Raw genomic sequence first — 22,287 nt, 5'->3', positions numbered from 1 at the left:
CTGATGGGCGTTGTGCTAACGTGACCCGTGTCGGATAGGTAGCCCGACAGCGATTGCCGCACCCCGCCTGTTCGCGCATTTCGACCGGAGTCGTCACGACCGAAGGGCGGGGCTCGGAAGCGGGCAGGCGGCGATCCGCATCAGGGACTCGGGTCGGGCAGCAGCATCGTGATGGACTTGTGGTAGCGCGAGTGGTGGACGTGATGGTAGCCGTTCACCGTCCGTCCCCAGACGTCGAGGTAGAACGTGTGGGCGCACTGGCGCGCCGACTCGGACTCGAGGGCGTACACCGACCACCAGCCCGGCGGTTCGCGGCTGTCCTGGATGCCGGCCCAGCTGATCGAGGAGTCGTGGTTGTCGTAGCTGTCGCTCGCGACGTGGGCGCTCTCGTTGTCGCCCCAGAGCGTCCGCAGGGACCAGCTCCGAAGGTGGCCTTCCGGGTCGTGGGCGGTGACCGCCACCTGGAACTCGTCGGTTCCGCCGTCGACGATGCCGCAGGCCCCGATCTCCTCCTCCGGGGTGGGAGCGCCGGACGGGAGCTCGTGGTAGATGGTCCCGATCTCGGCGCGGGGGTGCTGGTTGTCGATGCGCACATCGACGTGCTCCTGGTCGACGAGGGTGCTGCGGTCCCGGTCGCTGTAGAACTTCACCGTGATGGTGTGTTCGCCGTTGGTGAGCCAGCCGGTCCCGAGCTTGTAGCCCAGCCGGCTGTTGTACCATATCTCGCCGGGCTCGTGCACCGGGTAGTAGCCGCCGCTGGACGCGGAGACGGCCGCCGGCTCGAAGCGGTTCGTGCTGGTCGTCCACTTGAGCTGCCGCCAGCTCTGACGTGGCTCGTCCCCGTCGACGAGGAGGCGGTAGTAGCGCGCCCCCTCGTCGTGGTAGGCCCGCTCGTGGTTGAGCATGATCGGGAGCCGGCCGCCGAACGGTGCGTTATCCGTCTGGAGCGGGTAGCCCGGGCCCTGGGTGGTGGCGTAGCCGTCCGGCGAGATATCGGTGACGGGAACGTGGCCGATGCCCATGAACAGCGGCGCGTCAGCCGGGTAGAGGTCGGCAGCGAGGTCGACGGCCGCGAGCACCTCGTCGCTGCAGACGAGGAGGTCGTCCTCGCTGACGAGCGCGACGCTCGACGGCCGGAACGGCACGTCGTCGACGAGCGTGTCCACGTCGAGCGTCGTGAGGTCGACCACCGAGACGGCGTTCTCGGGGTCGCGCTCGGTGAACACGACGCGGTCCTCGGTCGGGCTCCCCCACGAGAGCATGAACGGGGCGGTCAGATCCTCGACCAGCTCCTCGTTCGCGCCGGTCGCGAGGTCGATGCGGGTGAGGACGCCGTTCGCGCCGCCGCCGCGCTGTTCGGTGACGTAGGCGAACTGTCGCTCCGCATCGACGAGGAGCCCGACGGCACCGTGGAGTCCGCTGTAGCGTTCGTCGACGGCACCGGAGGTGAGGTCGATCCGGAGCAGCCGGCCAGCATCGTCGAACTCCACGACGTAGGCCTGGTTGTGGTCGTCGTCGAGCGCGAGCTGGTGGGGGCTCGTGAGCCCGCTCGCGAGTACGGTCGCCTGGCTCCGGTCGGCGTCGTCCAGATCGACACGGAGGACGTCGCCGCCACGCTCGGTGACGTACGCGTGACCGCCGTCGCTGCCGAGTACGATATCCTCCGGGCGGTTGTAGCCCGTCCCGAGCTCCTGATACGCGTCCTGCAGCTCGTACGTGTGGTACCGGACCTGCAGGTCGTCGCCGTGGTCGAGCACCTCGACCTTCGCGTAGTTGCCGTCGTTGGTCCGGACCGCGAACACCGCGCCCTCGAACAGCTCGTTGTCGTCGTCGCTGCCGCTCAGGTCCCGCGTCCGGTCGTAGTCGAGGTCCTGCACCTCGGCCGACGAGATGCCGTCGTAGTCGACGTCCCCGAGGTACGCGATGGCGGCGTCCTCCAGCGAGACGAGTTTGCGCTCGCCGTCTGTGATGATCTCCCACCACACGTCGTCGTCGCCGGCCGCCCCCTGCTGGCCGGTGTCGAGGTCGTACTGGTAGGTCCCCATGATGGTGTCCGTCCCGGTGGAGACCGTGCCGACCGCGTCCCTGACGAGGTCGTAGCGTGCGATGCTGCCGCCGTACTCGACGAAGTACAGTGCGCGTTCGGTCCGTCGGTAGTCACAGCCGATGGCGGCGTCGATTCCCGTCGCGATTGTCGTTACGTCTGTCATGTGTCTCTCCTCCAGTGTGGGGAAGTGCGCTCCCCAACCGGGTTGTTCTCAACTGGCAGATATAAATATAGCCGATAGTTATGTCCGGCAGCCACCCCCGATGGTCCCCGGTATGAAGAGGATACCGTCCTCGGCTCTGACCGGCCACGACCCGTTTCCACGGTCGTAGAAAGTTCAACTCCCGAAACCCGCCGATCGACCGGACGGTACCGGCGGGTCGGCCACCTGCCGGACACTAGATGTATCGGGTCGCGAAGCGACGGACTGGACGGACAGAACAGTCGCCTCCCTCACATATCTCTCGGCCGGGCGTCAGCGCTGCCCGTACAGCGCCCGACTCACGAAGTGCTGTTTCAGTTCGCCGTCGGCATCGAACGTCTCCACGCGGCTCCGGACGAGGCCGACACCGGGCCGGTAGTCCGCCTCCGTCTGCAGCACCTCCGTCTCGACGTGGAGCTCGTCGCCCGGCCGCACCGGGTTCGGCCAGCGCAACTCGTCGACCCCGACCGCGCCCATCGCCGAGGTGTCGGGGAAGATGCCCGTGACGAGCAGGCGCATCGTGATGGCGCTGGTGTGCCAACCGCTCGCGACCAGCCCGCCGAAGAAGCTCTCCGCGGCGGCCTCCTCGTCGGTGTGGAACGGTTGCGGGTCGTACTGCCCGGCGAACTCCATGATCTCCGCCGCCTCGACGGTGTAGCTGCCGTACTCCCGGGTGTCGCCGACCTCGATATCTTCGAAGTACTCCATACCACCGGGTGGGCCGGTTCCGACTAAAACCTGCATATCGGTCACCGCGATAGTCAGCGACCGAATACTTTTGCGGCGGGGAGGCCTACTGTCCCCTGATGACCACGCCCGCCACGTGGCTACTCGTTGCCGCGCTCGCCGTCGTGTTCGCCCTCGTCGTCGCCCGTTCCGAGTGGGTCCGCCGTCGCCGTGGCGTGTCCGCAGAGCGTCGACGGGCGCTCGTCGTCCTCCAGTCAGGCAGCGCCCTGTTCGTCCTCACGATGCTCACGTTCGAGCGTGCCTTCGGACTCCTCCCACCGCTCGACGTCCACCCCGTCGTCCACGTCGTCCTCCTGCTCGCGTCGATGTGCTGTGTGATGTACGGCTACATCAGGTACGTCAGGAGCAAACGGACGACCGCGACCGCCGGGTGAGGCCGTCGGGTCCGTCCGCCGCACGGGTCGACCGCGTCGTTGCGGTACTGGACCCCCCTCCCTGCATCGTCGGTTCGTACTCCACGGCGGCCCGTCCCACACGCCGGTCCCGTCCCCCCGGTGGGGACCGACGGTGCTGGCCGGAGAGCCTGCCGGCCCGCCGGGACTACCCCCCGTTCCGACGACGCACGTCTCTGTACTGCGTTGTCAGGTATCAGTACGCAGGCTAGTGTTCTAGCGTCCACCCCTCGACGAGGGACACACCATTATCTATCAGGTATCCAGAGACGATGCAGTAGAGTCACGGACGAACGAGCACGATGGGAGTCCCGCGAGCGAGCGTCGCGAGCGAGGGGGACTACATCGGGCGAGTGAGCGCAGCGAACGAGCACGATGGGAGTCCCGCGAGCGAGCGTCGCGAGCGAGGGGGACTACATCGTGCGAGTGAGCGCAGCGAACGAGCACGATGGGATTTGAACCTCGGTCGCTCCACTCCGTTCCGCTCCCTGCTTCAAATCCCACGGCTGCTCGTCGTCGTCACTCACGAGTTCGTGACGACAGACGAGCACGATGGGATTTGAACCCACGACCATCGGATTAGAAGTCCGACGCTCTATCCAGGCTGAGCTACGTGCCCTCGATTCCGGCTATGTCGCCATCGTAGAAAAACGGTCGGGATTCGACCGACGCGGCTGGTGCGACGTGCTCGCACGCCGGTCCAGGTGTTTCCACGGGTGCATGCGTCGGGACGACCATGCAGCCGGCGACGGAGCGGGCGCTCGAAACGTACTGGACGGACCAGCTCGGCGTGCCCGCCGATGCTTTCGAGACCGATGGCGTGGTCGTCGCTCAGCCGTCGAACCGGTAGAGGGAGGTCAGGTACGGCAGGTAGTTGAACATCACGATGGCGACGGGGAGGCCGACGATGGAGGCCGCGAAGACCCAGGCGACGTTCGCCCAGAGCAGGCTGAGCCACCAGCCGACGAGGAGGAAGTACACCGCCCGGACGAGCAGCGAGTGCTGGCTCCGACCTGCGTCGGGGTCGATCGGCTGGCGGCGCTCCTTCAGCGTCAGCAGCGTCGGCACGCGGTTGATGATGGCGACCCCGAGCGGGATGCCGAGGATGGTGACGTTCAGGAGCCACGCGACGTTGATGGCGACGAACGTGAGCCACCAGCCGACGAGGAGGAACCACACCGCACGGACGAGGAGGGAACGGGCCATACGTGACCATGACGTGCTCACCGGCGAAAAGCGTTGGCAGCGGGGCACGGTGCCGTCGGCGGGAGAGCGGTGGGGTTAAGCCGCCGTCACGACAATTCCCGAGCGATGACCGTCATCGGAACAGTCGGCCTGCCCGGGAGCGGCAAGGGCGAGGCGGCGAACGTCGCCCGCGAGCACGACATCCCCGTCGTGACGATGGGCGACGTCATCCGACAGGAGTGTCGCGACCGCGGGCTCGACCCGGCCGAACACCACGGCCGCATCGCACAGGCGCTGCGCGAGGAGAACGGCCCCGACGCCATCGCCCAGCGGTCGCTGCCCATGATCCGCGACCACCTCGCGGACCACGACACCGTGCTCGTCGACGGCCTGCGTTCGGGCGTCGAACTCGACACGTTCGAGGCCGCGTTCGGTGACGACTTCGTGCTCGTGAGCATCGAGGCTCCGTTCGAGATCCGCAAGGACCGGCTGGCCGAGCGCGGCCGCGATAGAACGGACGAGGACGGCGAGAGCCTGCGCGAGCGCGACGAACGCGAGCGCGGCTTCGGGATGGACGACGCGATGGACCGGGCCGACCTCGTCATCGACAACACGGACACGCTGGCGGCGTTCCGCGAGCAGGTCGAGGCGCTGCTCGCCGAAGGTCCCGAGGCCGTCTCGGGGGTGCAGCGATGATCTACAGCGTCGACGTGCAGATCACCGCGCCGGTGACGGACACGGAGGTCACGGACCGGGTCGCGGACGCCATCCGGAACATCTTCCCCGAGGCCACGGTCGAGGAACAGCCCGGCGAGCTGCTCGCGACGACCCACCAGGTCGACCACTTCTCGGAGCTGCTGCACGAGCGGGCCATCCTCGATACGGCCCGCGGCCAGTTCTTCGAGCACCGCGACGGGAACGTCGTGGAGTTCGACCTGAAGAAGCAGGCGGCGTTCCAGGGTGTCGTGAACTTCTCGGTGGGCAACCCCGACGAGCTGGGCGACATCCACGTCCGGATGCGGGTGAACGAGCCGTCCGTCGAGGCGTTCGTCGACCACGTCGCGCCGCCGACCGAGGATGGCAGGCCGGTCGAGCCGCGCGACGAGAGCTGACTACAGGGACTCGACGTCGGCCGCGGTCGGCTCGTCCGGGAGTTTCTCGATGCAGTCGTAGCAGAGCAGGTGCTCGGAGCCGTCGCTGTCGAACGTCAACAGCATCCCCTCGTTGTCGCTTCCGCCGCGGCCGAACGACCAGAAGTCGCCGATGCCGCCGCGTATCTTCACCGGGCTACCGCAGCCGTCGCAGGGGTCCGTGCTCACGCTCCAGCCTCGGGGCTGGACGGCGTTAGCTCTTTCCCGTGTTGCGGACGAACCAGGCGACGCCGACGGCGAGGACGTAGAGGTACGCGAGGAACAGCACGACGGTCGGTGCGGAGACCGCCACGACGTCCGTCAGGAACGCCTCCACCAGTTCGTAGCCCTCGACCAGCAGTGTGCCCGGTGTCCCGAGCGGCCCGAGCGTCGTGAGCCGACCGAGTGCGACCAGCGACGCCAGCAGGGCGAAGCTCGCGACCACCTCGCGGTTCGCCACCGTGCTGACACCACCGCTCCTGCCAATCACCATGTGAACGGCCTTCACACTCATGTGTGGAATAGGTTTGGGTGCAGAATAGAGAGAGATAGGGACCAGTCGGCGTCGGAGGCACCGATTTGCCGCTGGCGCACGAACCACGACGTATGGAGGTCGACTGCGAGGGCTGTGCCGGCTGCTGTGTGGACTGGCGACCCCTCACGGACCACTCGAGCGACCACGAGCGCCGCGGCCCGCACGAGCCGCTCGACGACGTCTACAACCTCGTGCCGCTGACCCGGACGGAGCTGCGGCGCTTCTGCGACGCCGGCTACGGCGACGCACTCGTCCCCCGGCTCTGGACGGTGCCGCCGTCGGTGGACGACGCGGTCGTCGTCGACGGCCACCGGCTCGCCGCCCTCGGTGGACAGCCGGCGTTCTTCGTCGGCCTGCGGAAGACCCCGAAGCCGGTCGCACCCGTCGGGACCGACGACGAGCGGTGGCTCCGGAGCTGCGTGTTCCTCGACCCGACGACGCTCCAGTGTCGCATCCACGACGACGAGCTCTACCCGTCGGAGTGTGCCGACTATCCGGGGCACAACCTCCTCCTGGAGCGCGAGACGGAGTGCGAACGCGTCGAGGCCGGGTTCGGTGGCGACCGGCTGCTCGACGACGAGCCACCCGAGTCCGTCGGGGGCCTGCTGCTCGGCCCGCAGGCGCTCGGCGAGAAGGTGTTCCTCCACCCGGAACCGGACGACCTGACCGGTGTCGTGAGCCGGGCCGCCGCGGGGACGCTCACCCGCGCGGACCGCGCCGGGTTCGTCGGCTGGGCGGCCGCGTCGGCCCCGGGGACGACCGAACACAGCGAGCGCCACCACGAGCAGTACCGCGACGCCGTGCTGTCCGCCGACTCCTGGGTCACGAGCGCGCACGAGGCCTGGACCGCCTGCGCGTCCGGCGAGGGCGAGACGGCACCCGACGCCGAGGTCGCCGGGCGCGTCGAGGACGAGGCCGGCGCGCCGGGGACGCCCGGCTGGGACGCGGTGGAGTGAGAGCAACGAGTCGGGGTGACGCTTTAAGCAGCAGCCACCCCTTCGTGAGTGTATGCGCGTGCTCGTCACCGGTGCGACCGGGTTCGTCGGGGGCAACCTCGTCCCCGCACTGTGCGACGCGGGCCACGACGTGGTCGCGCTCGTCCGCGACCCCGCCCGGTACGACGCTCCCGACGACGTGACCGTCGTCACCGGCGACCTGCTCGACCCCGAGACGCTCCCACCCGCGTTCGATGGCGTCGACGCGGCGTACTACCTCGTCCACTCCATGCAGTCCGGCGAGGACTTCGAGGACCGCGACCGTCGCGCCGCACGGAACTTCGTCGACGCGGCGGACGCGGTCGGCGTCTCCCGCGTCGTCTACCTCGGCGGCCTCGGCGAGGAGCGCGACCGGCTCTCGGAGCACCTGCGCTCGCGCCGCGAGGTCGAACGCCTCCTCGAGGAGGGCGCGTTCGAGCTGACGACGCTCCGGGCCGCAATCATCGTCGGCGCGGGCAGCGCCAGCTTCCGGATGGTCCACCAGCTCGTCAAGCGCCTGCCGGTGATGGTGACGCCGAAGTGGGTGTCGACGCCGTGCCAGCCCATCGCCATCGACGACGTGGTCGCGTACCTCGTCGGCGTGCTGGACGCCCCGGAGACGGCGGGCCGGACGTTCGAGATCGGCGGTCCGGACGTACTCACCTACCGCGGGATGCTGGAGACGACGGCGCGGGTCACCGGCCAGCGGCTCCGTGTGGTCCCGGTCCCGGTCCTCTCGCCGGAGCTGTCGGCGTACTGGGTCGGCCTCGTGACCGACGTACCCAAGGGCGTCGCGCGGCCGCTCATCGCCGGCCTCCGGAACCCGGTGGTCGTCACCGACGACAGCATCACCGACCACGTCGACGTCGAGCTGACGCCGTTCGAGACGGCCGTCCGCGAGGCGCTCGCCGCGGACCCGGCAGCACCGACGCCCGTCACCGTGGAGGAGCCAGCATGAGCGACCCCGCGTCGGGCACGTCCACGGCGGCGAGCGACGACGCGGGCGACACGCCAGGGCGGCCAGCCCGCGAGTCCGAGGAGCAGTTCGGCGAGACCTGGGTGTACGAGAGCATCGTCGGCGCGCTCCCCGGCATCGAGCTATCGGAGCGCGCGGCGGTCACCATCCAGCTGCTCGGCTTCGAGGCGGCCTTGCTCGTGCTGGCGTGGTACTACGGCCTCTGGTCGGCGGTGCCGGCGGGGACCGCGGCGGTCGCCGTCGCCGCGGTCGGGAGCGCGCTGATGCTCCGCCTCGGCGACTCCATCCGGCGGCTCCCGACGCCCGACGACTACCAGCGGCTCCTGTTCGGGTCGAGCGTCGAGGTCGTCCTCGGTGTCCTCGCGTTCATCGCGGTCGTCACGCACCTGTTCGTCGTCGACCCGGCGCGCTCGTCTGACCCCCTGATAACCAGCCTGTTCGGCGAGGAGCCGCCGGTGCTCGCCGTGTACCTGATGCTGCTTATCCTCTGGGACGTGGCCTACCGCATCGGCACCGGCTGGTGGGCCGGCGTCGTCGCCATCTGGCGGGCGTACGTCTACGAGTTCGACCACGAGACCTCGTGGGCGTTCGCCCGGACCGACCTGCTGAACCTCTGGTTCGCCGTCGCACAGCTGCTGCTCGTGCCGTTCGTGCTCGGCCGGCCGGTGCTGTCGGCCGTCATCGTCGCCCACGTCTGCGCCGTGACGCTGGCCACGTCGCTCTCGGTGGGGCTGAGCGTCCGTCGGCAGAACGACTCCTAATCGGACTTTATCTGCTCGAACTGTTCGAGCAGGTCCTCGGTCGAGTCGCCCGAATCGTACTCGACCTTCCCGTGGTACACCGTCCGCTCGTCGTCGAAGTCGGTGTCGACCCGACTCGCCTGCTGCTCGCGCCGCTCGTGCTCGTCATCGTCGTAGGCACCCATTGACATGGCAATACGAACCATGATTGGTTGCTACACTATATCAAACTATCGCCGAAAACGGTCGCGGAGAGCGGGGTCGAGTCGAAACGGGGGGGGTGTCGAGCCGGGGCAGCTGACCGTGGACGGGCCAGGACCCCGACCGACGCTACCCGAACCCGTTTAAATCAAGCCGACCAACCTCCAGTGTGGCACGACCCCTCCGCTTCCGGCGCTCGCACGAACGCTGGGACGACGACCGCGTTCGCCGGGACCTGCTGGCGGACCTCGACGCGAACCTCGGTGCAGAGCTCGTATCGCCGCACTACAAACCGCCGAACGGCTGGCAGGCGTGGCGCTTCGAGATGGACAACGGCGACATGGCGCTGTTCTGCTACGACGGCGACGTGGCGTACTGGCTCGGCAACACCGAGACCCCGAGTACGCTCTGGCGGACGGACAAGTACGAGTGGGACGACGTTCCCTACCCCGTCACCCGGTGGGCCCAGCGCGAGCTGATCGCGGACCTCGCGGTCGAGGCACCGTGGCTCGACGACTACCCGCACGTCCGCTGGTACTTCCTCACCGTGCTGATGTCGAAGGACGGCCGCGAGACGACCAGGGAGTTCCTCCACGAGCGGGCGTGTGGCTTCCCCGATTCCGACCCCGACGAGGCCCTGTCGTACCTCGAATCCGTGCTCAGACCGGGCTACCTCGACGACTACCGCGAGGAGATGGCGGGCAAGCTCGGCACGAGCGAGACGCTGGACTACTGGCGGATGTGCGCGGCCATCTCGGAGTTCGTCGCCGCCAAGCTGCTGACCGACGCCGGCTACGACATCACGCCCGAGATCGAGGTGACGACGGGGCACTTCCTCGACTACCGGGCGACCGAGCCCGACGGCACGAGCTACCTGGTCGAGGTCACGCGACCCCGGCCGCCGAACCGCCGGAGTACGAACAGCCCGGTCGTGGCGGTCCGCGATACGGCGGAGGTGAAGACGACCGGCCAGCTCGCGAACCACGGCGGTGGCGTCGTCCTGTTCGTCGACTGCTCGGGGTTCACCGACGAGCAGTGGGCCACCGTGAAGGGCGAACAGCCCGACGTCCGCCACAAGCCCGCCGTCGTCTACCGGGTCCGGCCGGACGGCTCCGCGGAGGGCTACACGAAGGGCGACCTACCGCTGTACCTCGACAGCGCGATGACACTGCTGTAGCGACGGCTACCTGGTGTGAGAACGGTGATACAGGGAAGCTGCCGTGACTCAGAACGAGACCGTCTCGGGGGCCTCCGGGCTGCCCGGCGGCGTCGGGTCGCGGTCCGAGTAGCCCTTCCGGCCGACGGCGTCCTCCGAGACGCCACCGACGAGGGTGAACCGGACGTCCTCCGGGGCCTGGAACGTCTCGTCGCAGCGAATCTGCTCGAGAACCTCCGCGACAGTCTGTGACCCGTGGGTCAGGTCGAGCTCCGCGTCGCCGAGCTCCGCGGCGAGTTCGTCGGCTGTCAGTGGGTAGGTCTGGTTCTCGATTCGCTCGTCCGTTCCGTTGCGGAACATACCACGTCCTCCGTGAAAGATAATTATAAACATTGTCCATAAACGACCTTCGACCGACCCAGGTCCCTAGGACACCTTAAGGTTCGGGAGCCGACGTGTCGGAACGGGTTTCCCCCGGGCGGTCGAACGCCGGGTATGGTGTACGCGGACCTCCACGTCCACACGACGAACTCCGACGGGACGATGACCATCGACGAGGTGCCGGCGGCGGCGAAGCGCGCCGGGGTCAACGTCGTCGCGGTCACGGACCACGACCGGACCCACCCGGACCTCGACGCGCCGGTGGTCCAGCGCGACGGCGTCACGGTCGTCCACGGCATCGAGCTCCGCGTCGAGGCCGGCGACCAGCGCGTCGACCTGCTCGGCTACGGCGTCGAGGACGGGGGCAGCGACCTGGCCGCGCTCGTCGACCACCTCCAGACCGACCGCGAGCAGCGCGGTGCAGCCATCATCGCAAACGTGGAGGACCGCCTGGACGTCGACCTCGGGCTGGAGAGCCGCCCCGGGCTCGGCCGCCCGCACATCGCCCGTGCCGTCGCCGACCACCCCGACACGGAGTACGAGTACGGCGAGGTGTTCGAGCACCTCATCGGCGACGACGGTCCCTGCTACGTCCCGCGGGACGTGCCCTCCTTCGAGGAGGGTCACGCGGTGCTGACCGAGGCCTGCGGGCTCGTCTCGCTCGCACACCCGTTCCGCTACCCAGATCCCGGGGCCGCGCTCGAACTGTGCGCCGACCTCCCCGCCGTCGAGCGGTACTACGACTACGGCCACGCCGTCGACACGGCGCTCGTCGAGCGTGCGGTCGACGAGTACGACCTGCTCGTCACCGGCGGGAGCGACGCCCACGACGACGACCTCGGGATCACCGGGCTGTCCGAGGCGGAGTACGAGCGCATCGCCGCCCGTATCGCCTGACTCGACCGTGGGGCGGCCGTGTGTGGTTCCGTACCGGTATCGCCCGCGAGCGTAGCGTTCAAACGGGTGCGCCACCAAGGAGGCATCATGAAGTGCCACTACTGCGACCTGGATGCCGCGTTCGCGGTCGAATCCAAGGGCATCAAGGTCGGGCTGTGCGAGGAGCACTTCCGCGACCGTCTCGACGACCTCGCGGAGGCGGACGAACTCCAGCAGCTCAAAGAGGAAGTCGACGTCGACCGAACGTAGCTGTTTCTCGGTCCGCCCTCAGCCGCGTCGAGCCGTCAGGCCGACCGGCTCGCGTCCACGTCGATCGCGTCGACCGGGCAGACGTCGACACAGAGCATGCAGTCGATGCACTGGGCCTCGCTGGCGGGGTCGGCCTTGATCTCCGACTCCGGGTGCCCGGGCGTATCCACCCACTCGAACACGTCGACCGGACAGTCCTCCAGACACGCGCCGTCGGCGAGACAGATGTCGAAGTCGACGGCGACGTGCGTGCCGTGGATGCCCAGCGTCTCCGGCTCGTCGACGGGGCCCCAGACGGCGTGCCCCTCGTGCTCGTCGACGACGTCGCGGTTCTCGTCGAAGTTCGGGTCGATGGCCATGGCTGTCGGTCGGTGGGCGAACGGGAAAAGCCACCCGACTCGGCGTCGAGATCAGTACAGATCCCCGCCAAGCGGTACGTCCTCGTCGGGCGTGACCAGTACGGGGTTGCCGTCGTCGCCCGGGACGCCGACCGTCAGCGCCTCGGAGACGTAGCCCGCGATGTTCACCGTGCCGAGGTTCGTCGCACAGAGCACCTGCCGGCCGGGAAGGTCGTCGACGTCGTGATGGTAGCCGAGCTGGGCGGCCGACTGCAGCTCCTCGTCGCCCACGTCGAGCGTGAGCTTCACGAGCTCGGGCTTTCGCGCCTCGGGGAACGGCTCGGCGTCGACCACCTCGGCGACACGGACGCGCACGTCGAACGGGCCACTCATGGCCGTCCCGTCGAACTGCCAGCACCTAAAGCTCCCGCAGCCTGCAGCTATTTGCCGTCGGCCCCCGTCGCCTCGGTCATGGAGAAGGTGACCATCGCGGACGCGGACTCGCGCATGGGCCCCGCCGACGTGAAACGGCCCCTGGCCGACGCGCTCGGGGCGACCGACCTCGCGCTGAACTACTACGAGCTCGCCCCCGGTGACAGCCTCGGCTTCGGCTACCACAGCCACGACGAACAGGAGGAGGTGTTCTACGTCCAGTCCGGCAGCGTCACGTTCGAGACCGAGGACGGCGACGTCCCCGTCGAATCGAACGAGGTCGTCCGCTTCGCTCCCGGCGAGTGGCAGCTCGGCACCAACGAGGGCGACGAGCGTGCCGTCGTGCTCGCGATGGGCACGCCACGCGTCTCCGGCGACTACACCATGGTCCGCCACTGCGACGACTGCGGCGAGCGCACCGAGCAGACCATCTCGCTCACGGACGCCCGCGACGCGCTCGTCACCACCTGCGACGACTGCGGGGCGGAAACCGGCCGGTTCACCTGAGGACCCCCCTTCATGTCGGCGCGGCACCAACGTCCACGCATGAACGCCTGGCCGACCATCGTCTACGACGACGACTGCGGCTTCTGCACGTGGAGCGCCCGGTACGCCGCGGCCCGCGGCCCGTTCGCCCTCGTCGGGTTCTCCGAGCTCACCGACGAGCAGCTGGCGCGGCTCCCAGCCGACTACGAGTCCTGTGCGCACCTGTTCGTCGGCGACGAGACGTACTCCTGTGGCGCGGCCGCCGAGGAGGTCGTCGCCCGGATGGACTCCTGGGAGCGCCTCCCGATGGCCGCGTTCCAGCTCCTCCCCGGAACCGTCCGGGAGGCAATCCGCGAACCGATGTACCGGTCGCTGGCGGACAACCGGGACCACCTGGGGAGGCTCCGGCGCTGCGAGCCACCGGCTCGGAGCGGGTGAGATGGAAGCGGGAAAGTCGACGCATCGAGAGTCACGTACGGACGTAGGAAGACCAGTTTCGCTACTGCAACCAGTTGCCGGTAGACCCCCGGTTATCATGTCGCCGTGAGTCCCGCGGCGCACCAGAGACGAGCTCGACGACGGCGTGGGCCGTGCAGACGAACCGGGCGTCGCCGAGCACCGCGCGGAAGCCCTCCAGCTCGTCGTCGGACGGCTCGGCGTTCCCCGTCGAGACGGCGGCCTGCACCTGCTCGCGGAGGTCGGACGGAACCACGCGGTCCGCGACGGTCACGACCGTCACGTCCGGCCCCGCGTCGGCGTCTCGGAGCGTGAGCATGTGGTGACCGATGTTGTCGCCGACGAGGCCCTGGAGCCGGTACACCGTGTCGTCGGTCCGGAGGTAGTCGGCGGTCTCGAACGTGTGGAACGCGTCGGGGACCTCCTCGTGCCCGCCGGCGGTGTAGCTCCCCGCTGCCAGCAGCCGGTCCGCGATCTCGCGCTCGGCGTCGGTCAGGTTCGCGGAGTCGAGGACCTCGCCGCTCGCCTCGCGCTCCGTCGTCTCGGTCGCCTCGACCACGTACGTCGCCTCCTGTGCGAACCCGGCGTAGCTCGACGTGGGGTTGTACGTCTCACCCCGAAACCGGATGCGGTCGAACGCGTCGAACACCAGCCGGTCGTCCTCCTCGACTGGGCCGTCCTCGGGCAGGTAGTCGACGCGTCCGTCGGTTGCGGCGGCGTCGCTGACGAGGGTCCGCACGCGTTCGTTGGCGAGGACAGCGGTCGCATCGTCGGGCACCGCCGGAGGGTCGACGCGCTGGAGTCGCTGCACCGGATCTGGCTCTGCGGTGAGCTGTGTCGTCGGGGCGGTTGTCGGGGTTTGGGTCGGTGTCTCGTCGTCGCCGTCGTCGGCGTCACCGCCGAACAGACAGCCGCCGAGGGCGGCCGTCAGTCCGAGCGCACCGGTCCGGAGGAGGGCTCTGCGGGAGGGCATCGCCCGCCGGTTTCGGGTCCGTCGGTAAGTGCTTTGTCCGGCTCAGCCGAGCAGGTCGGCGAGTCCGTGCAGGCTCTCCAGCACCCGGTCCGGCTCGACGCGGCCGCCGTCCGGAGCCGTCTCCCGGACCTCACTCGGCGTCGTCCCGTCGGTCGGGCACCACGCGACCTGGAGCCCCGCCCGCGCCGCCCCGCGAACGTCGTGGTGGAAGGAGTCCCCGACGTGGAGCGCCCGGTCCGGGTCGACGCCGAGGGCCGTGAGGGCCGTCTCGAACGGTTCGGTGGCGGGCTTCGGTTCGCTCACCTCGTCGACGTAGACTTCGCTCTCGAAGGCGTCCGCGATGCCCAGGTTTTCGAGCTTGGCCGTCTGCAGCTCCCGTTCGCCGTTCGTGACGAGCCCGATGCGGTAGTCCGCCCGAGCCACCCGAAGTGCCGTCTCCGCACCGGGGCGGAACTCGACCCGGTCGCGGGCGAGCACCGCGCCGAACGCCTCGTACAGCGCCCGGGCGTCGCGGGGGTCGCCGCCGTTCCGGTCCGCGGCGCGCTCGAACGCGGAAGTCCAGAAGTCGGTGTGGGTCCGGTCCGGTGGGAACGCCTGCTCGCTCGCGACCGCCTCGAGGTCGGCGTAGGTGCAGAACGGCTCGACGCCCGCCCGGTCGAACGCCTCGGGCAGAATCTCGCCCCCGTCCTGCTCGTACGTCGTCAGCGTGTCGTCGAGGTCGAACAGCACCGCGTCGATGTCGTTCGTCGGTCCCGTTGCTGTCGATTCGGCTCCGTCGTCTCGGATTTCGCCTGTCATCGTTGCTCCGCCGCGTGACGTGCGGCGGCCGGCGACAGCGTGGCCCAGCCACGGCTGTTGCCTGCTGAGAACGATACCGACTCGTCGGCGCGCCGAATTCAGCGTTTCGGTCCCGCCCTCACAGCCGCCGACCCATCACGACGAGTCCGAGGACCACGAGCAGGACACCCCAGAGCACGTCGTCGCCGGGAAGCGCGGCGAGCACGAGGGTCACGATCCCGGAGCTCAGCAGCGACCAGCCGAGTGTCGAGGCCATGGTCGTGCTTCGCGGGCCGGACAGGTAGGTTTGGTGCCGAGGGCCGTCAGTTGCTCGCGGGTCGCTAGCGCACCCCGCTCGTACTTCGGCGGTTCCTCGCTGGCGCTCGCCGTTCGCGATTCGAAGGTTCTTCGCTCCACTCAGAACCTCCCTACTCGAAGGCGGCGATACCCGTCAAATCCTGCCCGAGGATGAGCGTGTGGATGTCGTGGGTTCCCTCGTAGGTGTACACCGTCTCCATGTTGGCCATGTGGCGCATCGGTGAGTAGTCCGACGTGATGCCGTTGCCGCCGAGCATCTCGCGGGCGACGCGGGCCTGGTCGCGGGCCATCCGGACGTTGTTGCGCTTGGCCATCGAGACGTGCTGCGGGCGGAGGTCGCCGCGCTCTTTGAGCTCGGCGAGGCGGTGTGCGAGCAGCTGGCTCGTCGTGATCTGGGTCGCCATCTCGGCGAGCTTCCCCTGCTGGAGCTGGAAGCTCGCGATGGGCTTGTCGAACTGCTCGCGGTCGGTGGCGTACTCGCGGGCGACCTCGAAGCAGTCGCGTGCCGCGCCGACTGCGCCCCAGGCGATGCCGTAGCGGGCCTGCGTGAGACACGAGAGCGGGCCCTTCATGCCCTCGACGCCGGGGAGGACGTTCTCCTCGGGCACGAACACGTCGTTCAGGCCGAACTCGCCGGTGATGGAGGCCCGGAGCGAGAGCTTCTCCGTGATCTTGTTGACCGAGAAGCCGTCGCGGTCGGTCTCCACGAGGAAGCCGCGCACCGGGTTGCCGTCGCTGGACCTGTCCCGCGCCCACACGACCGCCACGTCGGCGATGGGCGCGTTCGTGATCCAGGTCTTCGAGCCGTTGAGGACGTAGCCGCCCTCGGCTTCCTCGGCGCGGGTCTCCATCCCCGAGGGGTTCGAGCCGTGTTCGGGCTCGGTGAGGCCGAAGCAGCCGATCTTCTCGCCGCGACCCATGGGCGGGAGCCACTCGTCCTTCTGTTCGTCGCTGCCGAAGGCGTGGATGGGGTACATGACGAGCGCGCCCTGCACGCTGGCCATCGAGCGCAGGCCGGAGTCACACGCCTCCAGCTCCTGCATGAGGAGGCCGTACGCCGTCTCGGAGACGTTCGGCAGGTCGTAGCCGTCCAGGTTCGGGGCGTAGAACCCCATCTCGCCCATCTCCGTGATGAGCTCGGTGGGGAACGTCCCCGCCTCGTAGTGGTCGCCGATGTCGGGTCTGACGCGCTCCTCGACGAACTCGCGGGCGGTGTCGCGGATGAGCCGCTCCTCGTCGTCGAGGTCGGATTCGAGGCCGACGAAGTCGAGCATACAGTTGGTCGGGGCCACGTGCTGAAAAATACTCCTAAATGTTGTCTGAGACCTGTCTGACTGTTCCGGTCACGACTGACTGAGCTTCCGAAGCCACAGCAGAACCAACTATCTTACAACCAAAAACTCGCAGTCACGTCACGCGCTGTTCGAGCACGCGCTCGCCGCTGTCGGCACACGTCAACGCCACGACCTCGTAGGCGTTACAGCACGACTCGACGGTCTCCTCCTTCATCTCGACGGGGCCGCCGTCGGGGCAGTCCTCGAGGAACACCCGGAGGCCGTTGAGCACGCGGCCCCGGGCGATGGGGTCGAGGTCGGCCCAGGCGTCGCGGTCGGAGTCTGCGAGGGCGTGGCCGCCGGCGATGTCGACCCGGAGCGCGGTCCGGGAGGGCCACTCGCCGGCGCGCTGGCCGTCGCGTTCGAGGATGACGGCCTCCGCGCGGAAGTCGAGGTCGTAGTCGCCGTCGCCGAGGCCGAAGACGGCCCGGACGTCCTCGGGGCCGGGCTCCTCGATGGCGGCGAGTGCGTCGTCCCAGCGCTCGGCGAAGGCTTCGGTGAGGCAGACGTCGTCGATGTCGTCGCAGGGCTCGATGGCACCGGCGTCGGAGAGGTACGTCTCGGGGTCGACCTCGCGGGTGTCGCCGGCCGTCGGCATCGGATGTTCGGGCTCCTTGCCGAACAGTCTGAGGACGGACTCGGGCATGTACCGCTTCGTGAGCGTCGGCGTACCCGGCACCAGGTAGCCCCGGAGCCAGATGCTCGCCGCGGAGACGACGAGGACGGCGAGGGCGGCCCCGCCGGCGACGCTGGTGCTCGCGTTCGCGACGGTCAGGAGGGCGACGTCGACGACGCCCGCCAGCACGAGTGCGATGAGGACGTTCACGGTCGTACAGGGCCAGCACCGGTTCTCGCCGGTGTACTCCGGCTCTCGGACGCGGGAGATGACGTTCATACTTGCTTGCAGGAACGGCTCCGATGGTTATATTCGTTTCCCGGATATCTGCCGGCAGGCGGGCGAACGAGCGCCAGCCGAGCTCAGTCGCTCGCCGTGGCGGGCCGCTCCTCGCGAACCGCGGTGGCGTACTGCAGGAAGTTGTCGAACAGCGTCTTCGCCTCGCACGCCTTCGCGTAGTTCTCGTCGGTGATACCGGCGACGACGCGGTCCTTGCGCTCGTCGCTCAGCTCGTCCTTGCCCTCGGTGACGGTGCGGGCGGTCTCGGGGTCGTACTCGGGGTGGAACTGCACGCCGAAGACGTTGCCCTTCCGGAAGCCGTGGGTGCCGTACTCGTTCGTGGCGATCTCCCGAGCCCCCTCGGGAAGGTCGACGACCGCGTCGGAGTGCGTGGTGAACACGGTGAAGCGGTCCGGGAGCCCGTCGAGCAGCGGGTCCTCGCCGCTGCGCTCGACCTCGCGGTAGCCGATCTCGTACTCGCCCATGTCGTCGACCTCGCCGCCGAGTGCCTCGGCGAGCAGCTGGTGGCCCCAGCAGACCCCCAGACAGGGCAGGCCGCGACCGGCGGCCTCGCGGGCGTACTCGCGTGCGGCCCGGATCCACGGTTCGTCCCAGTAGACCGACGAGCGCGAGCCCGTGACGACCACGGCGTCGTACTCGAAGGTCTCGGGTAGCTCGCCGTCGGTGACGGAGAACTCGGCCACGTCGGTGTCCAGCTCTCGCCGGAAGTTCCGGCGGGTGTCCGCCCCGTCGTGGGCGGCGTTCAACAGCGCGATGCGGAGTCGGGTCATGCTCGAAACGCAGGGCACCACCCCTAAAGGACGTTGTGCCCCGGCGAATCCTGCCGACGACGGCGATGCACCGCGATGCCTAACTCTGTAGGACGAACCTCTACTGGCGGCCACACCGAAACAACAGTTGCGGTTGACGCGTCGGAACACCCCCCAAGGGACGACGGACGGACCGTGCCGTCGCCCGCGACGCGTCGAACTCCACGACCGCACCGCTCGCAGACCGCACCCACCACACCGCACGACAGTCCACCAACCGCACCCCCAACGCACCCCACCCATACCTGTCACGACACGCCGCTCCCGGGCCAGCCACCGTGCCCCGGGGATTCCACCGCTGTCCGGGCACCCCCCGTGCCGATCCCCCGCCGACCCTGCCACACCCCGCCCTCCTCCTCCCGCCATCCACCGTTCGCGGCCGCTTGTCCCGACCAGTCGCCCGTCAGTCCACCCGCTCGAAGAACCCGAGCAGCGCGTCGTTGACCGGCCGCGACCGCTCGATGCCGACGAAGTGGCCGGCGTCGGGGTACGCGACCGCCTCCCCGCGCGGGAGCTCCTCGGCGAGTCGTCGGCCCGCCCCGGGGGCGAGCAGTTCGTCCACGCCGGGTACGACGACTAGCGTGGGGTGGTCTATCTCGTACAGCGGCCCGGCGTCGAAGCCGTCGAGTGCGGCGCGCTGGTGCTCCCACGGCTCCCGGTCCGCGTCCTCGCCCGTGCGCCACTCCGCGATACCGTCGAGCACGTCGGGCTGTGCGGCCCGGAACTCGGCCGAGAGCGCCGTCGAGAGCGTCTCCCGGCAGGCGGCGGGGTCGTCCGGGTCGGCGAACAGCGGGCCCGGGTCGTAGGCGTCGCCGGTGGCCGCGCCGGCGAGCAGGGCGAGCTTCCGCACCCGGCCCGAGTTGCGGGCGTACTGCAGCGCGACCATCGCCCCGAGGCCGCTGCCGACGAGGTGGACCGAGTCGGCCCCGTGGTCGGCGAGCACGGCGTCGAGGTCGTTCGCCAGTGTCGCCACCGAGAGTGGACCGGCCGGCGGGTCCGAACCGTCGGTCCCGCGCATCGCCCACGTCAGCGTCTCGAACGGCCCGGCGAGACCGGCGTGCTGCCAGCCCCAGAACCACGGCCCGACGCCGATGTCGGGGACGAACGCCACCGTCTCCCCCTCGCCGTCGGTCCGGTACTGCAGCGTCGTCCCGTCGCGCGTCGTCGTCGGCATAGCTGTGCGGAGCGGTCGCCACCGGAAAGTATTCACGGATGGTGACGACGATACGACGTGATGCGACGTCGTCAGTTCCTCGCCGCGGCCGGTGCCGCCCTCCCCGTCGCCCTCGCAGGTTGTCACGGTCCGCCACGGGTCGAACTCCAGCTGACGCCCCTCCGCGAGGCCGACCTCGGCGAACTGCTCGTGACCACCGCCGACGACCTCGACAGTCAGGAATCGTCCGCCGTCCGACTCGCCCACGAGAACGGTTCGTACGTGGAGACCGCTACGGACGAGTCCAGACCCCTGCTCGACGACGGGGAGGCCGTACGGTACGACGGCCAGGTCTTCGCTGTCCGGACCGTCCGCGTCGCCGTCGAGTCCCGAACGCTGCAGACGTTCGAGGTGACATACATCGGTCGTGGGGACAACACGACCGTCGAGCTCGACGAGGACGCGAGGGTCGTCTCGTACGGCGACCTCCCGCCGGCCGACCGGGAGATGTTCGACGACGCCCACCCCGAGCACCTGTCCAGGGCCGGGAGCGCCGAGAGTTCGTACCCACGCCTCGTCTACCCGGACGACGCCGAGTCGGTCTTCGTCCCGGAGCAGGAGTACGACGCCGTCAGGTACGAGGGCCGGACGTTCCGGGTCGAGTACAACGGACGGTACGTCGACGATAACGGCCGCTTCCGCTACGAACTCGAACCGGTCGCACCCGATATCGAGACGTACGCCGACCGCGTCGTCGACGAGCACGTCTTCACGCTCGACCGGACCGACCTCTCAGAGGAGCAGCGCGAGATGGTCGCGACGGCCATCGACGAGGAGAGGTATGTCGAGGAGGGGGAGGCATCTGACGCCTTCGCGGCGCTGATCGAACGCATCCATTCCAACGACCACGTCGACAGGTCGGTCGGGGAGCTGTCCTACGTCCTTCGCTACGAGGGGACGACGTACCTCTCGACCGTCGACGCCCTCAACCACGACGTCCCGACCACGGAGCCCTACCACACGACGACGGAGGGCGAGGACGGGGGCGACACCACGACCAACGGAACGACGGCTGCTCCGACCACGACGCCCTCGGGCTGACCCACCCGCGGGCCCCCTGGCGATACCCCCCGCCTGACCGTTCCGGGCTTCTTTTGCCACGCCACTGCGAGGTATCGACAATGCACGCGATCAAGGACAGCGTCCACGACTACATCGAGGTGTCGGGCGTCGTCGCCGACCTGCTCGACACGGCGGCGATGCAGCGACTCCGCCACATCAAGCAGCTCTCCACGGTGCGGCTCGTCTACCCCTCCGCGAACCACACCCGGTTCGAGCACTCGCTGGGCGTCTACCACCTCGCCCGGCGCGCCTGCCGCCACCTCGACGTCGACGGCGGGCGAGCCGAGGCGGTCCAGGCCGCCGCCGTCCTCCACGACGTGGGCCACGGCCCGTACGGTCACCAGACCGAGGGCATCATCGAGCGCCGCCTCGGCCGCCACCACGACGAGGTGCACGAGCTGCTCGCCGGCAGCGAGCTCGCCGACGTGCTCGAGTCGCACGGTCTCTCGACGACGGTCGTCGCCGACCTCATCGACGGGCAGGGCGAACTCGGCCAGCTGGTCTCCGGCGAGCTCGACGTCGACCGCATGGACTACCTCGTCCGCGACGCCCACCACTCCGGCGTGCCCTACGGCACCATCGACCAGGCGCGCCTCCTCCGTTCGCTCACCTTCATCGACGGCGACCTCGCGCTCGCCGAGGGGAACCTCGCGACCGCCGAGTCGATGCTCGTCGCCCGGGCGCTGATGAACGCGACCGTCTACCGCCACCACGTCCCCCGCATCGCCGGCGAGATGCTCGAGAGCGCCTGCGAGCGCCTGCTCGACGGCACCGGCCTCGACGCCGAGCGCTTCGCCCGGATGACCGACGACGAGCTGGTCGCCGCGCTGCGCGACCACGAGCCAACCGCCGAGGCCGCCGCCCGCCTGGCCGAGCGCGACCTCTACAAGCGCGCCGTCTGGGCCGAACTCGACGACGTGCCGGACCGCATCGTCGATTCGAGCCACGAGGACGAGCGGGAGACCGAGCGGGCCATCGCCGAGGCGGCCGGCGTCCCCGAGCGCGCCGTCCTGGTGGACGTGCCGGGCCGCCCCGCCATGCCAGAGTCCTCCACCCGCGTCGTCGTCAACGGCGAGGTCCGCCGACTGCAGGACGCCTCGCCGCTGGTCCAGGGCCTCCAGGCCGCCAACACCGTCCAGTGGCGGCTCGGCGTCTACACCCCCGAGGAGTACGTCGAGCCAGTCCGCGACGCGGCCCTCGAAGCGCTCGACCTGCCCGCCTCGGGAACCCGCCCCTCCGGCGACCGGGAAGCCTTCGTTTAGCCAATACGTTTACGGTGGTGCGTATCGGAATCGTACACGGGGTTACGACCCCCCAGATCGGATCAGTCGTTGCCTCCTGATCGATGCCCTGCTCGGCCG

The 22,287-nt window shown here is 69.3% G+C and carries 30 protein-coding genes and 1 tRNA gene; 14 read left to right on the top strand and 17 right to left on the bottom strand.

The annotated features are described in order from the left end of the window. Positions 1 to 140 precede the first annotated feature (140 nt). On the bottom strand, positions 141 to 2,210 hold the full coding sequence (locus tag NO345_RS01255) for a YncE family protein (RefSeq protein ID WP_256295912.1): 2,070 nt from the start codon (positions 2,208 to 2,210) through the stop codon (positions 141 to 143). Positions 2,211 to 2,522: 312 nt separating this feature from the next. After that, positions 2,523 to 2,957 (bottom strand): MaoC family dehydratase, encoded by a 435-nt coding sequence (locus NO345_RS01250; protein ID WP_256295911.1) that lies wholly within the window; start codon positions 2,955 to 2,957, stop codon positions 2,523 to 2,525. 98 nt (positions 2,958 to 3,055) lie between these two features. Here NO345_RS01250 and NO345_RS01245 point away from each other — a divergent pair, with 98 nt between their 5' ends. Further along, positions 3,056 to 3,370: a hypothetical protein gene (locus NO345_RS01245; protein WP_256295910.1), complete on the top strand. Its 315-nt coding sequence runs from the start codon at positions 3,056 to 3,058 to the stop codon at positions 3,368 to 3,370. Between the two features lie 320 nt (positions 3,371 to 3,690). Continuing rightward, positions 3,691 to 3,951 (top strand): hypothetical protein, encoded by a 261-nt coding sequence (locus tag NO345_RS01240; protein ID WP_256295909.1) that lies wholly within the window; start codon positions 3,691 to 3,693, stop codon positions 3,949 to 3,951. Here NO345_RS01240 and NO345_RS01235 read toward each other — a convergent pair. Both NO345_RS01235 and NO345_RS01230 read right to left on the bottom strand, forming a co-directional pair. Beyond that, positions 3,933 to 4,007, bottom strand: a tRNA-Arg gene (locus tag NO345_RS01235). The genes NO345_RS01240 and NO345_RS01235 overlap by 19 nt on opposite strands. A gap of 212 nt (positions 4,008 to 4,219) precedes the next feature. Then, the gene (locus NO345_RS01230; RefSeq protein WP_256295908.1) at positions 4,220 to 4,594 is read right to left on the bottom strand and encodes a YccF domain-containing protein; all 375 of its coding nucleotides are present in this window, start codon (positions 4,592 to 4,594) and stop codon (positions 4,220 to 4,222) included. A 105-nt stretch (positions 4,595 to 4,699) separates the two neighbouring features. On the opposite strand from NO345_RS01230, the gene NO345_RS01225 reads away from it, so the two are divergent. Next, a complete protein-coding gene (locus tag NO345_RS01225) occupies positions 4,700 to 5,269 on the top strand; it encodes an AAA family ATPase (RefSeq protein ID WP_256295907.1) in 570 nt (189 codons plus the stop codon). Then, the gene (locus tag NO345_RS01220) at positions 5,266 to 5,685 is read left to right on the top strand and encodes an RNA-binding domain-containing protein (RefSeq protein WP_256295906.1); all 420 of its coding nucleotides are present in this window, start codon (positions 5,266 to 5,268) and stop codon (positions 5,683 to 5,685) included. Before NO345_RS01225 ends, NO345_RS01220 begins: the two co-directional genes overlap by 4 nt. Here NO345_RS01220 and NO345_RS01215 read toward each other — a convergent pair whose 3' ends face one another. Both NO345_RS01215 and NO345_RS01210 read right to left on the bottom strand, forming a co-directional pair. Beyond that, positions 5,686 to 5,892, bottom strand: coding sequence for a DUF7561 family protein (locus tag NO345_RS01215; RefSeq protein ID WP_256295905.1), 207 nt, complete (start codon positions 5,890 to 5,892; stop codon positions 5,686 to 5,688). A 25-nt stretch (positions 5,893 to 5,917) separates the two neighbouring features. Beyond that, positions 5,918 to 6,196, bottom strand: a complete 279-nt coding sequence (locus tag NO345_RS01210; protein WP_256295904.1) for a hypothetical protein — start codon at positions 6,194 to 6,196, stop codon at positions 5,918 to 5,920. Positions 6,197 to 6,309: 113 nt separating this feature from the next. Between NO345_RS01210 and NO345_RS01205 the strand changes: the two genes are divergently transcribed. From NO345_RS01205 to NO345_RS01195, 3 genes are read left to right on the top strand one after another with little or no spacing between them, the layout of a single operon-like run. Next, the gene (locus tag NO345_RS01205) at positions 6,310 to 7,194 is read left to right on the top strand and encodes a YkgJ family cysteine cluster protein (protein ID WP_256295903.1); all 885 of its coding nucleotides are present in this window, start codon (positions 6,310 to 6,312) and stop codon (positions 7,192 to 7,194) included. A gap of 52 nt (positions 7,195 to 7,246) precedes the next feature. Further along, complete coding sequence (locus NO345_RS01200) at positions 7,247 to 8,170, top strand: NAD(P)H-binding protein (protein ID WP_256295902.1); 924 nt, start codon at positions 7,247 to 7,249, stop codon at positions 8,168 to 8,170. Then, positions 8,167 to 8,949 carry a DUF7530 family protein gene (locus tag NO345_RS01195; protein ID WP_256295901.1) on the top strand — a complete coding sequence of 261 codons (783 nt, stop codon included), beginning with the start codon at positions 8,167 to 8,169 and terminating at the stop codon, positions 8,947 to 8,949. Before NO345_RS01200 ends, NO345_RS01195 begins: the two co-directional genes overlap by 4 nt. Here the strand turns inward: NO345_RS01195 and NO345_RS01190 are convergent. Continuing rightward, positions 8,946 to 9,119: a DUF5786 family protein gene (locus NO345_RS01190; protein WP_256295900.1), complete on the bottom strand. Its 174-nt coding sequence runs from the start codon at positions 9,117 to 9,119 to the stop codon at positions 8,946 to 8,948. The genes NO345_RS01195 and NO345_RS01190 overlap by 4 nt on opposite strands. 179 nt (positions 9,120 to 9,298) lie before the next feature. Between NO345_RS01190 and NO345_RS01185 the strand changes: the two genes are divergently transcribed. Continuing rightward, the gene (locus NO345_RS01185) at positions 9,299 to 10,306 is read left to right on the top strand and encodes a DUF5784 family protein (protein ID WP_256295899.1); all 1,008 of its coding nucleotides are present in this window, start codon (positions 9,299 to 9,301) and stop codon (positions 10,304 to 10,306) included. Between the two features lie 48 nt (positions 10,307 to 10,354). Here NO345_RS01185 and NO345_RS01180 read toward each other — a convergent pair whose 3' ends face one another. Continuing rightward, entirely contained in the window at positions 10,355 to 10,645 is a 291-nt protein-coding gene (locus NO345_RS01180) for a DUF5789 family protein (RefSeq protein WP_256295898.1), read from the bottom strand. A gap of 135 nt (positions 10,646 to 10,780) precedes the next feature. Between NO345_RS01180 and NO345_RS01175 the strand changes: the two genes are divergently transcribed. Together NO345_RS01175 and NO345_RS01170 are read left to right on the top strand one after the other, a co-directional pair. Continuing rightward, positions 10,781 to 11,563, top strand: a complete 783-nt coding sequence (locus NO345_RS01175; protein WP_256295897.1) for a PHP domain-containing protein — start codon at positions 10,781 to 10,783, stop codon at positions 11,561 to 11,563. Positions 11,564 to 11,650: 87 nt separating this feature from the next. Beyond that, positions 11,651 to 11,812, top strand: coding sequence for a DUF6757 family protein (locus NO345_RS01170; RefSeq protein WP_256295896.1), 162 nt, complete (start codon positions 11,651 to 11,653; stop codon positions 11,810 to 11,812). A 35-nt stretch (positions 11,813 to 11,847) separates the two neighbouring features. On the opposite strand, the gene NO345_RS01165 is transcribed toward NO345_RS01170, so the two are convergent. After that, positions 11,848 to 12,171: a 4Fe-4S dicluster domain-containing protein gene (locus tag NO345_RS01165; protein ID WP_256295895.1), complete on the bottom strand. Its 324-nt coding sequence runs from the start codon at positions 12,169 to 12,171 to the stop codon at positions 11,848 to 11,850. Positions 12,172 to 12,222: 51 nt separating this feature from the next. Further along, positions 12,223 to 12,543: a tRNA-binding protein gene (locus NO345_RS01160; protein ID WP_256295894.1), complete on the bottom strand. Its 321-nt coding sequence runs from the start codon at positions 12,541 to 12,543 to the stop codon at positions 12,223 to 12,225. Positions 12,544 to 12,621: 78 nt separating this feature from the next. On the opposite strand from NO345_RS01160, the gene NO345_RS01155 reads away from it, so the two are divergent. Then, positions 12,622 to 13,089, top strand: coding sequence for a cupin domain-containing protein (locus tag NO345_RS01155; protein WP_256295893.1), 468 nt, complete (start codon positions 12,622 to 12,624; stop codon positions 13,087 to 13,089). A gap of 39 nt (positions 13,090 to 13,128) precedes the next feature. Beyond that, on the top strand, positions 13,129 to 13,506 hold the full coding sequence (locus NO345_RS01150) for a thiol-disulfide oxidoreductase DCC family protein (protein WP_256295892.1): 378 nt from the start codon (positions 13,129 to 13,131) through the stop codon (positions 13,504 to 13,506). A gap of 61 nt (positions 13,507 to 13,567) precedes the next feature. On the opposite strand, the gene NO345_RS01145 is transcribed toward NO345_RS01150, so the two are convergent. The 7 genes from NO345_RS01145 to NO345_RS01115 all read right to left on the bottom strand — a co-directional run bounded on the left by NO345_RS01145 (position 13,568) and on the right by NO345_RS01115 (position 19,825). After that, positions 13,568 to 14,497, bottom strand: coding sequence for a hypothetical protein (locus tag NO345_RS01145; RefSeq protein WP_256295891.1), 930 nt, complete (start codon positions 14,495 to 14,497; stop codon positions 13,568 to 13,570). Between the two features lie 42 nt (positions 14,498 to 14,539). Then, positions 14,540 to 15,295, bottom strand: coding sequence for an HAD family hydrolase (locus tag NO345_RS01140; RefSeq protein ID WP_256295890.1), 756 nt, complete (start codon positions 15,293 to 15,295; stop codon positions 14,540 to 14,542). Positions 15,296 to 15,413: 118 nt separating this feature from the next. Continuing rightward, a complete protein-coding gene (locus tag NO345_RS01135; RefSeq protein ID WP_256295889.1) occupies positions 15,414 to 15,551 on the bottom strand; it encodes a hypothetical protein in 138 nt (45 codons plus the stop codon). Positions 15,552 to 15,702: 151 nt separating this feature from the next. Further along, entirely contained in the window at positions 15,703 to 16,866 is a 1,164-nt protein-coding gene (locus tag NO345_RS01130; protein WP_256295888.1) for an acyl-CoA dehydrogenase family protein, read from the bottom strand. 133 nt (positions 16,867 to 16,999) lie between these two features. Next, positions 17,000 to 17,821, bottom strand: a complete 822-nt coding sequence (locus NO345_RS01125; protein WP_256295887.1) for a DUF8054 domain-containing protein — start codon at positions 17,819 to 17,821, stop codon at positions 17,000 to 17,002. A gap of 83 nt (positions 17,822 to 17,904) precedes the next feature. After that, positions 17,905 to 18,612: a type 1 glutamine amidotransferase gene (locus tag NO345_RS01120; RefSeq protein ID WP_256295886.1), complete on the bottom strand. Its 708-nt coding sequence runs from the start codon at positions 18,610 to 18,612 to the stop codon at positions 17,905 to 17,907. Between the two features lie 442 nt (positions 18,613 to 19,054). Beyond that, on the bottom strand, positions 19,055 to 19,825 hold the full coding sequence (locus tag NO345_RS01115) for an alpha/beta fold hydrolase (RefSeq protein ID WP_256295885.1): 771 nt from the start codon (positions 19,823 to 19,825) through the stop codon (positions 19,055 to 19,057). 60 nt (positions 19,826 to 19,885) lie between these two features. Here NO345_RS01115 and NO345_RS01110 point away from each other — a divergent pair, with 60 nt between their 5' ends. Together NO345_RS01110 and NO345_RS01105 are read left to right on the top strand one after the other, a co-directional pair. Continuing rightward, on the top strand, positions 19,886 to 20,905 hold the full coding sequence (locus NO345_RS01110) for a hypothetical protein (RefSeq protein ID WP_256295884.1): 1,020 nt from the start codon (positions 19,886 to 19,888) through the stop codon (positions 20,903 to 20,905). A gap of 80 nt (positions 20,906 to 20,985) precedes the next feature. Continuing rightward, on the top strand, positions 20,986 to 22,188 hold the full coding sequence (locus NO345_RS01105) for an HD domain-containing protein (protein ID WP_256295883.1): 1,203 nt from the start codon (positions 20,986 to 20,988) through the stop codon (positions 22,186 to 22,188). Positions 22,189 to 22,287: the final 99 nt, after the last annotated feature.

Source organism: Haloarchaeobius salinus, from assembly GCF_024464185.1.
Classification (GTDB): Archaea; Halobacteriota; Halobacteria; order Halobacteriales; family Natrialbaceae; genus Haloarchaeobius; species Haloarchaeobius salinus.
The sequence above is the reverse complement of the archived record's forward strand: the minus strand, read 5'-3'. Positions and strand labels throughout refer to the sequence as shown.

Bases quoted from the DNA above. Each gene is read 5' to 3' on its own strand.
- NO345_RS01105 (WP_256295883.1), top strand. From the start codon at position 20,986: ATGCACGCGATCAAGGACAGCGTCCACGACTACATCGAGGTGTCGGGC.
- NO345_RS01240 (WP_256295909.1), top strand. From the start codon at position 3,691: ATGGGAGTCCCGCGAGCGAGCGTCGCGAGCGAGGGGGACTACATCGGG.
- NO345_RS01120 (WP_256295886.1), bottom strand. From the start codon at position 18,612: ATGACCCGACTCCGCATCGCGCTGTTGAACGCCGCCCACGACGGGGCG.
- NO345_RS01135 (WP_256295889.1), bottom strand. From the start codon at position 15,551: ATGGCCTCGACACTCGGCTGGTCGCTGCTGAGCTCCGGGATCGTGACC.
- NO345_RS01200 (WP_256295902.1), top strand. From the start codon at position 7,247: ATGCGCGTGCTCGTCACCGGTGCGACCGGGTTCGTCGGGGGCAACCTC.
- NO345_RS01205 (WP_256295903.1), top strand. From the start codon at position 6,310: ATGGAGGTCGACTGCGAGGGCTGTGCCGGCTGCTGTGTGGACTGGCGA.
- NO345_RS01165 (WP_256295895.1), bottom strand. From the start codon at position 12,171: ATGGCCATCGACCCGAACTTCGACGAGAACCGCGACGTCGTCGACGAG.
- NO345_RS01110 (WP_256295884.1), top strand. From the start codon at position 19,886: ATGCGACGTCGTCAGTTCCTCGCCGCGGCCGGTGCCGCCCTCCCCGTC.
- NO345_RS01115 (WP_256295885.1), bottom strand. From the start codon at position 19,825: ATGCCGACGACGACGCGCGACGGGACGACGCTGCAGTACCGGACCGAC.
- NO345_RS01220 (WP_256295906.1), top strand. From the start codon at position 5,266: ATGATCTACAGCGTCGACGTGCAGATCACCGCGCCGGTGACGGACACG.
- NO345_RS01130 (WP_256295888.1), bottom strand. From the start codon at position 16,866: ATGCTCGACTTCGTCGGCCTCGAATCCGACCTCGACGACGAGGAGCGG.
- NO345_RS01155 (WP_256295893.1), top strand. From the start codon at position 12,622: ATGGAGAAGGTGACCATCGCGGACGCGGACTCGCGCATGGGCCCCGCC.
- NO345_RS01125 (WP_256295887.1), bottom strand. From the start codon at position 17,821: ATGAACGTCATCTCCCGCGTCCGAGAGCCGGAGTACACCGGCGAGAAC.
- NO345_RS01140 (WP_256295890.1), bottom strand. From the start codon at position 15,295: ATGACAGGCGAAATCCGAGACGACGGAGCCGAATCGACAGCAACGGGA.
- NO345_RS01230 (WP_256295908.1), bottom strand. From the start codon at position 4,594: ATGGCCCGTTCCCTCCTCGTCCGTGCGGTGTGGTTCCTCCTCGTCGGC.
- NO345_RS01210 (WP_256295904.1), bottom strand. From the start codon at position 6,196: ATGGTGATTGGCAGGAGCGGTGGTGTCAGCACGGTGGCGAACCGCGAG.
- NO345_RS01180 (WP_256295898.1), bottom strand. From the start codon at position 10,645: ATGTTCCGCAACGGAACGGACGAGCGAATCGAGAACCAGACCTACCCA.
- NO345_RS01170 (WP_256295896.1), top strand. From the start codon at position 11,651: ATGAAGTGCCACTACTGCGACCTGGATGCCGCGTTCGCGGTCGAATCC.
- NO345_RS01150 (WP_256295892.1), top strand. From the start codon at position 13,129: ATGAACGCCTGGCCGACCATCGTCTACGACGACGACTGCGGCTTCTGC.
- NO345_RS01190 (WP_256295900.1), bottom strand. From the start codon at position 9,119: ATGTCAATGGGTGCCTACGACGATGACGAGCACGAGCGGCGCGAGCAG.
- NO345_RS01255 (WP_256295912.1), bottom strand. From the start codon at position 2,210: ATGACAGACGTAACGACAATCGCGACGGGAATCGACGCCGCCATCGGC.
- NO345_RS01225 (WP_256295907.1), top strand. From the start codon at position 4,700: ATGACCGTCATCGGAACAGTCGGCCTGCCCGGGAGCGGCAAGGGCGAG.
- NO345_RS01160 (WP_256295894.1), bottom strand. From the start codon at position 12,543: ATGAGTGGCCCGTTCGACGTGCGCGTCCGTGTCGCCGAGGTGGTCGAC.
- NO345_RS01250 (WP_256295911.1), bottom strand. From the start codon at position 2,957: ATGGAGTACTTCGAAGATATCGAGGTCGGCGACACCCGGGAGTACGGC.
- NO345_RS01175 (WP_256295897.1), top strand. From the start codon at position 10,781: ATGGTGTACGCGGACCTCCACGTCCACACGACGAACTCCGACGGGACG.
- NO345_RS01145 (WP_256295891.1), bottom strand. From the start codon at position 14,497: ATGCCCTCCCGCAGAGCCCTCCTCCGGACCGGTGCGCTCGGACTGACG.
- NO345_RS01195 (WP_256295901.1), top strand. From the start codon at position 8,167: ATGAGCGACCCCGCGTCGGGCACGTCCACGGCGGCGAGCGACGACGCG.
- NO345_RS01245 (WP_256295910.1), top strand. From the start codon at position 3,056: ATGACCACGCCCGCCACGTGGCTACTCGTTGCCGCGCTCGCCGTCGTG.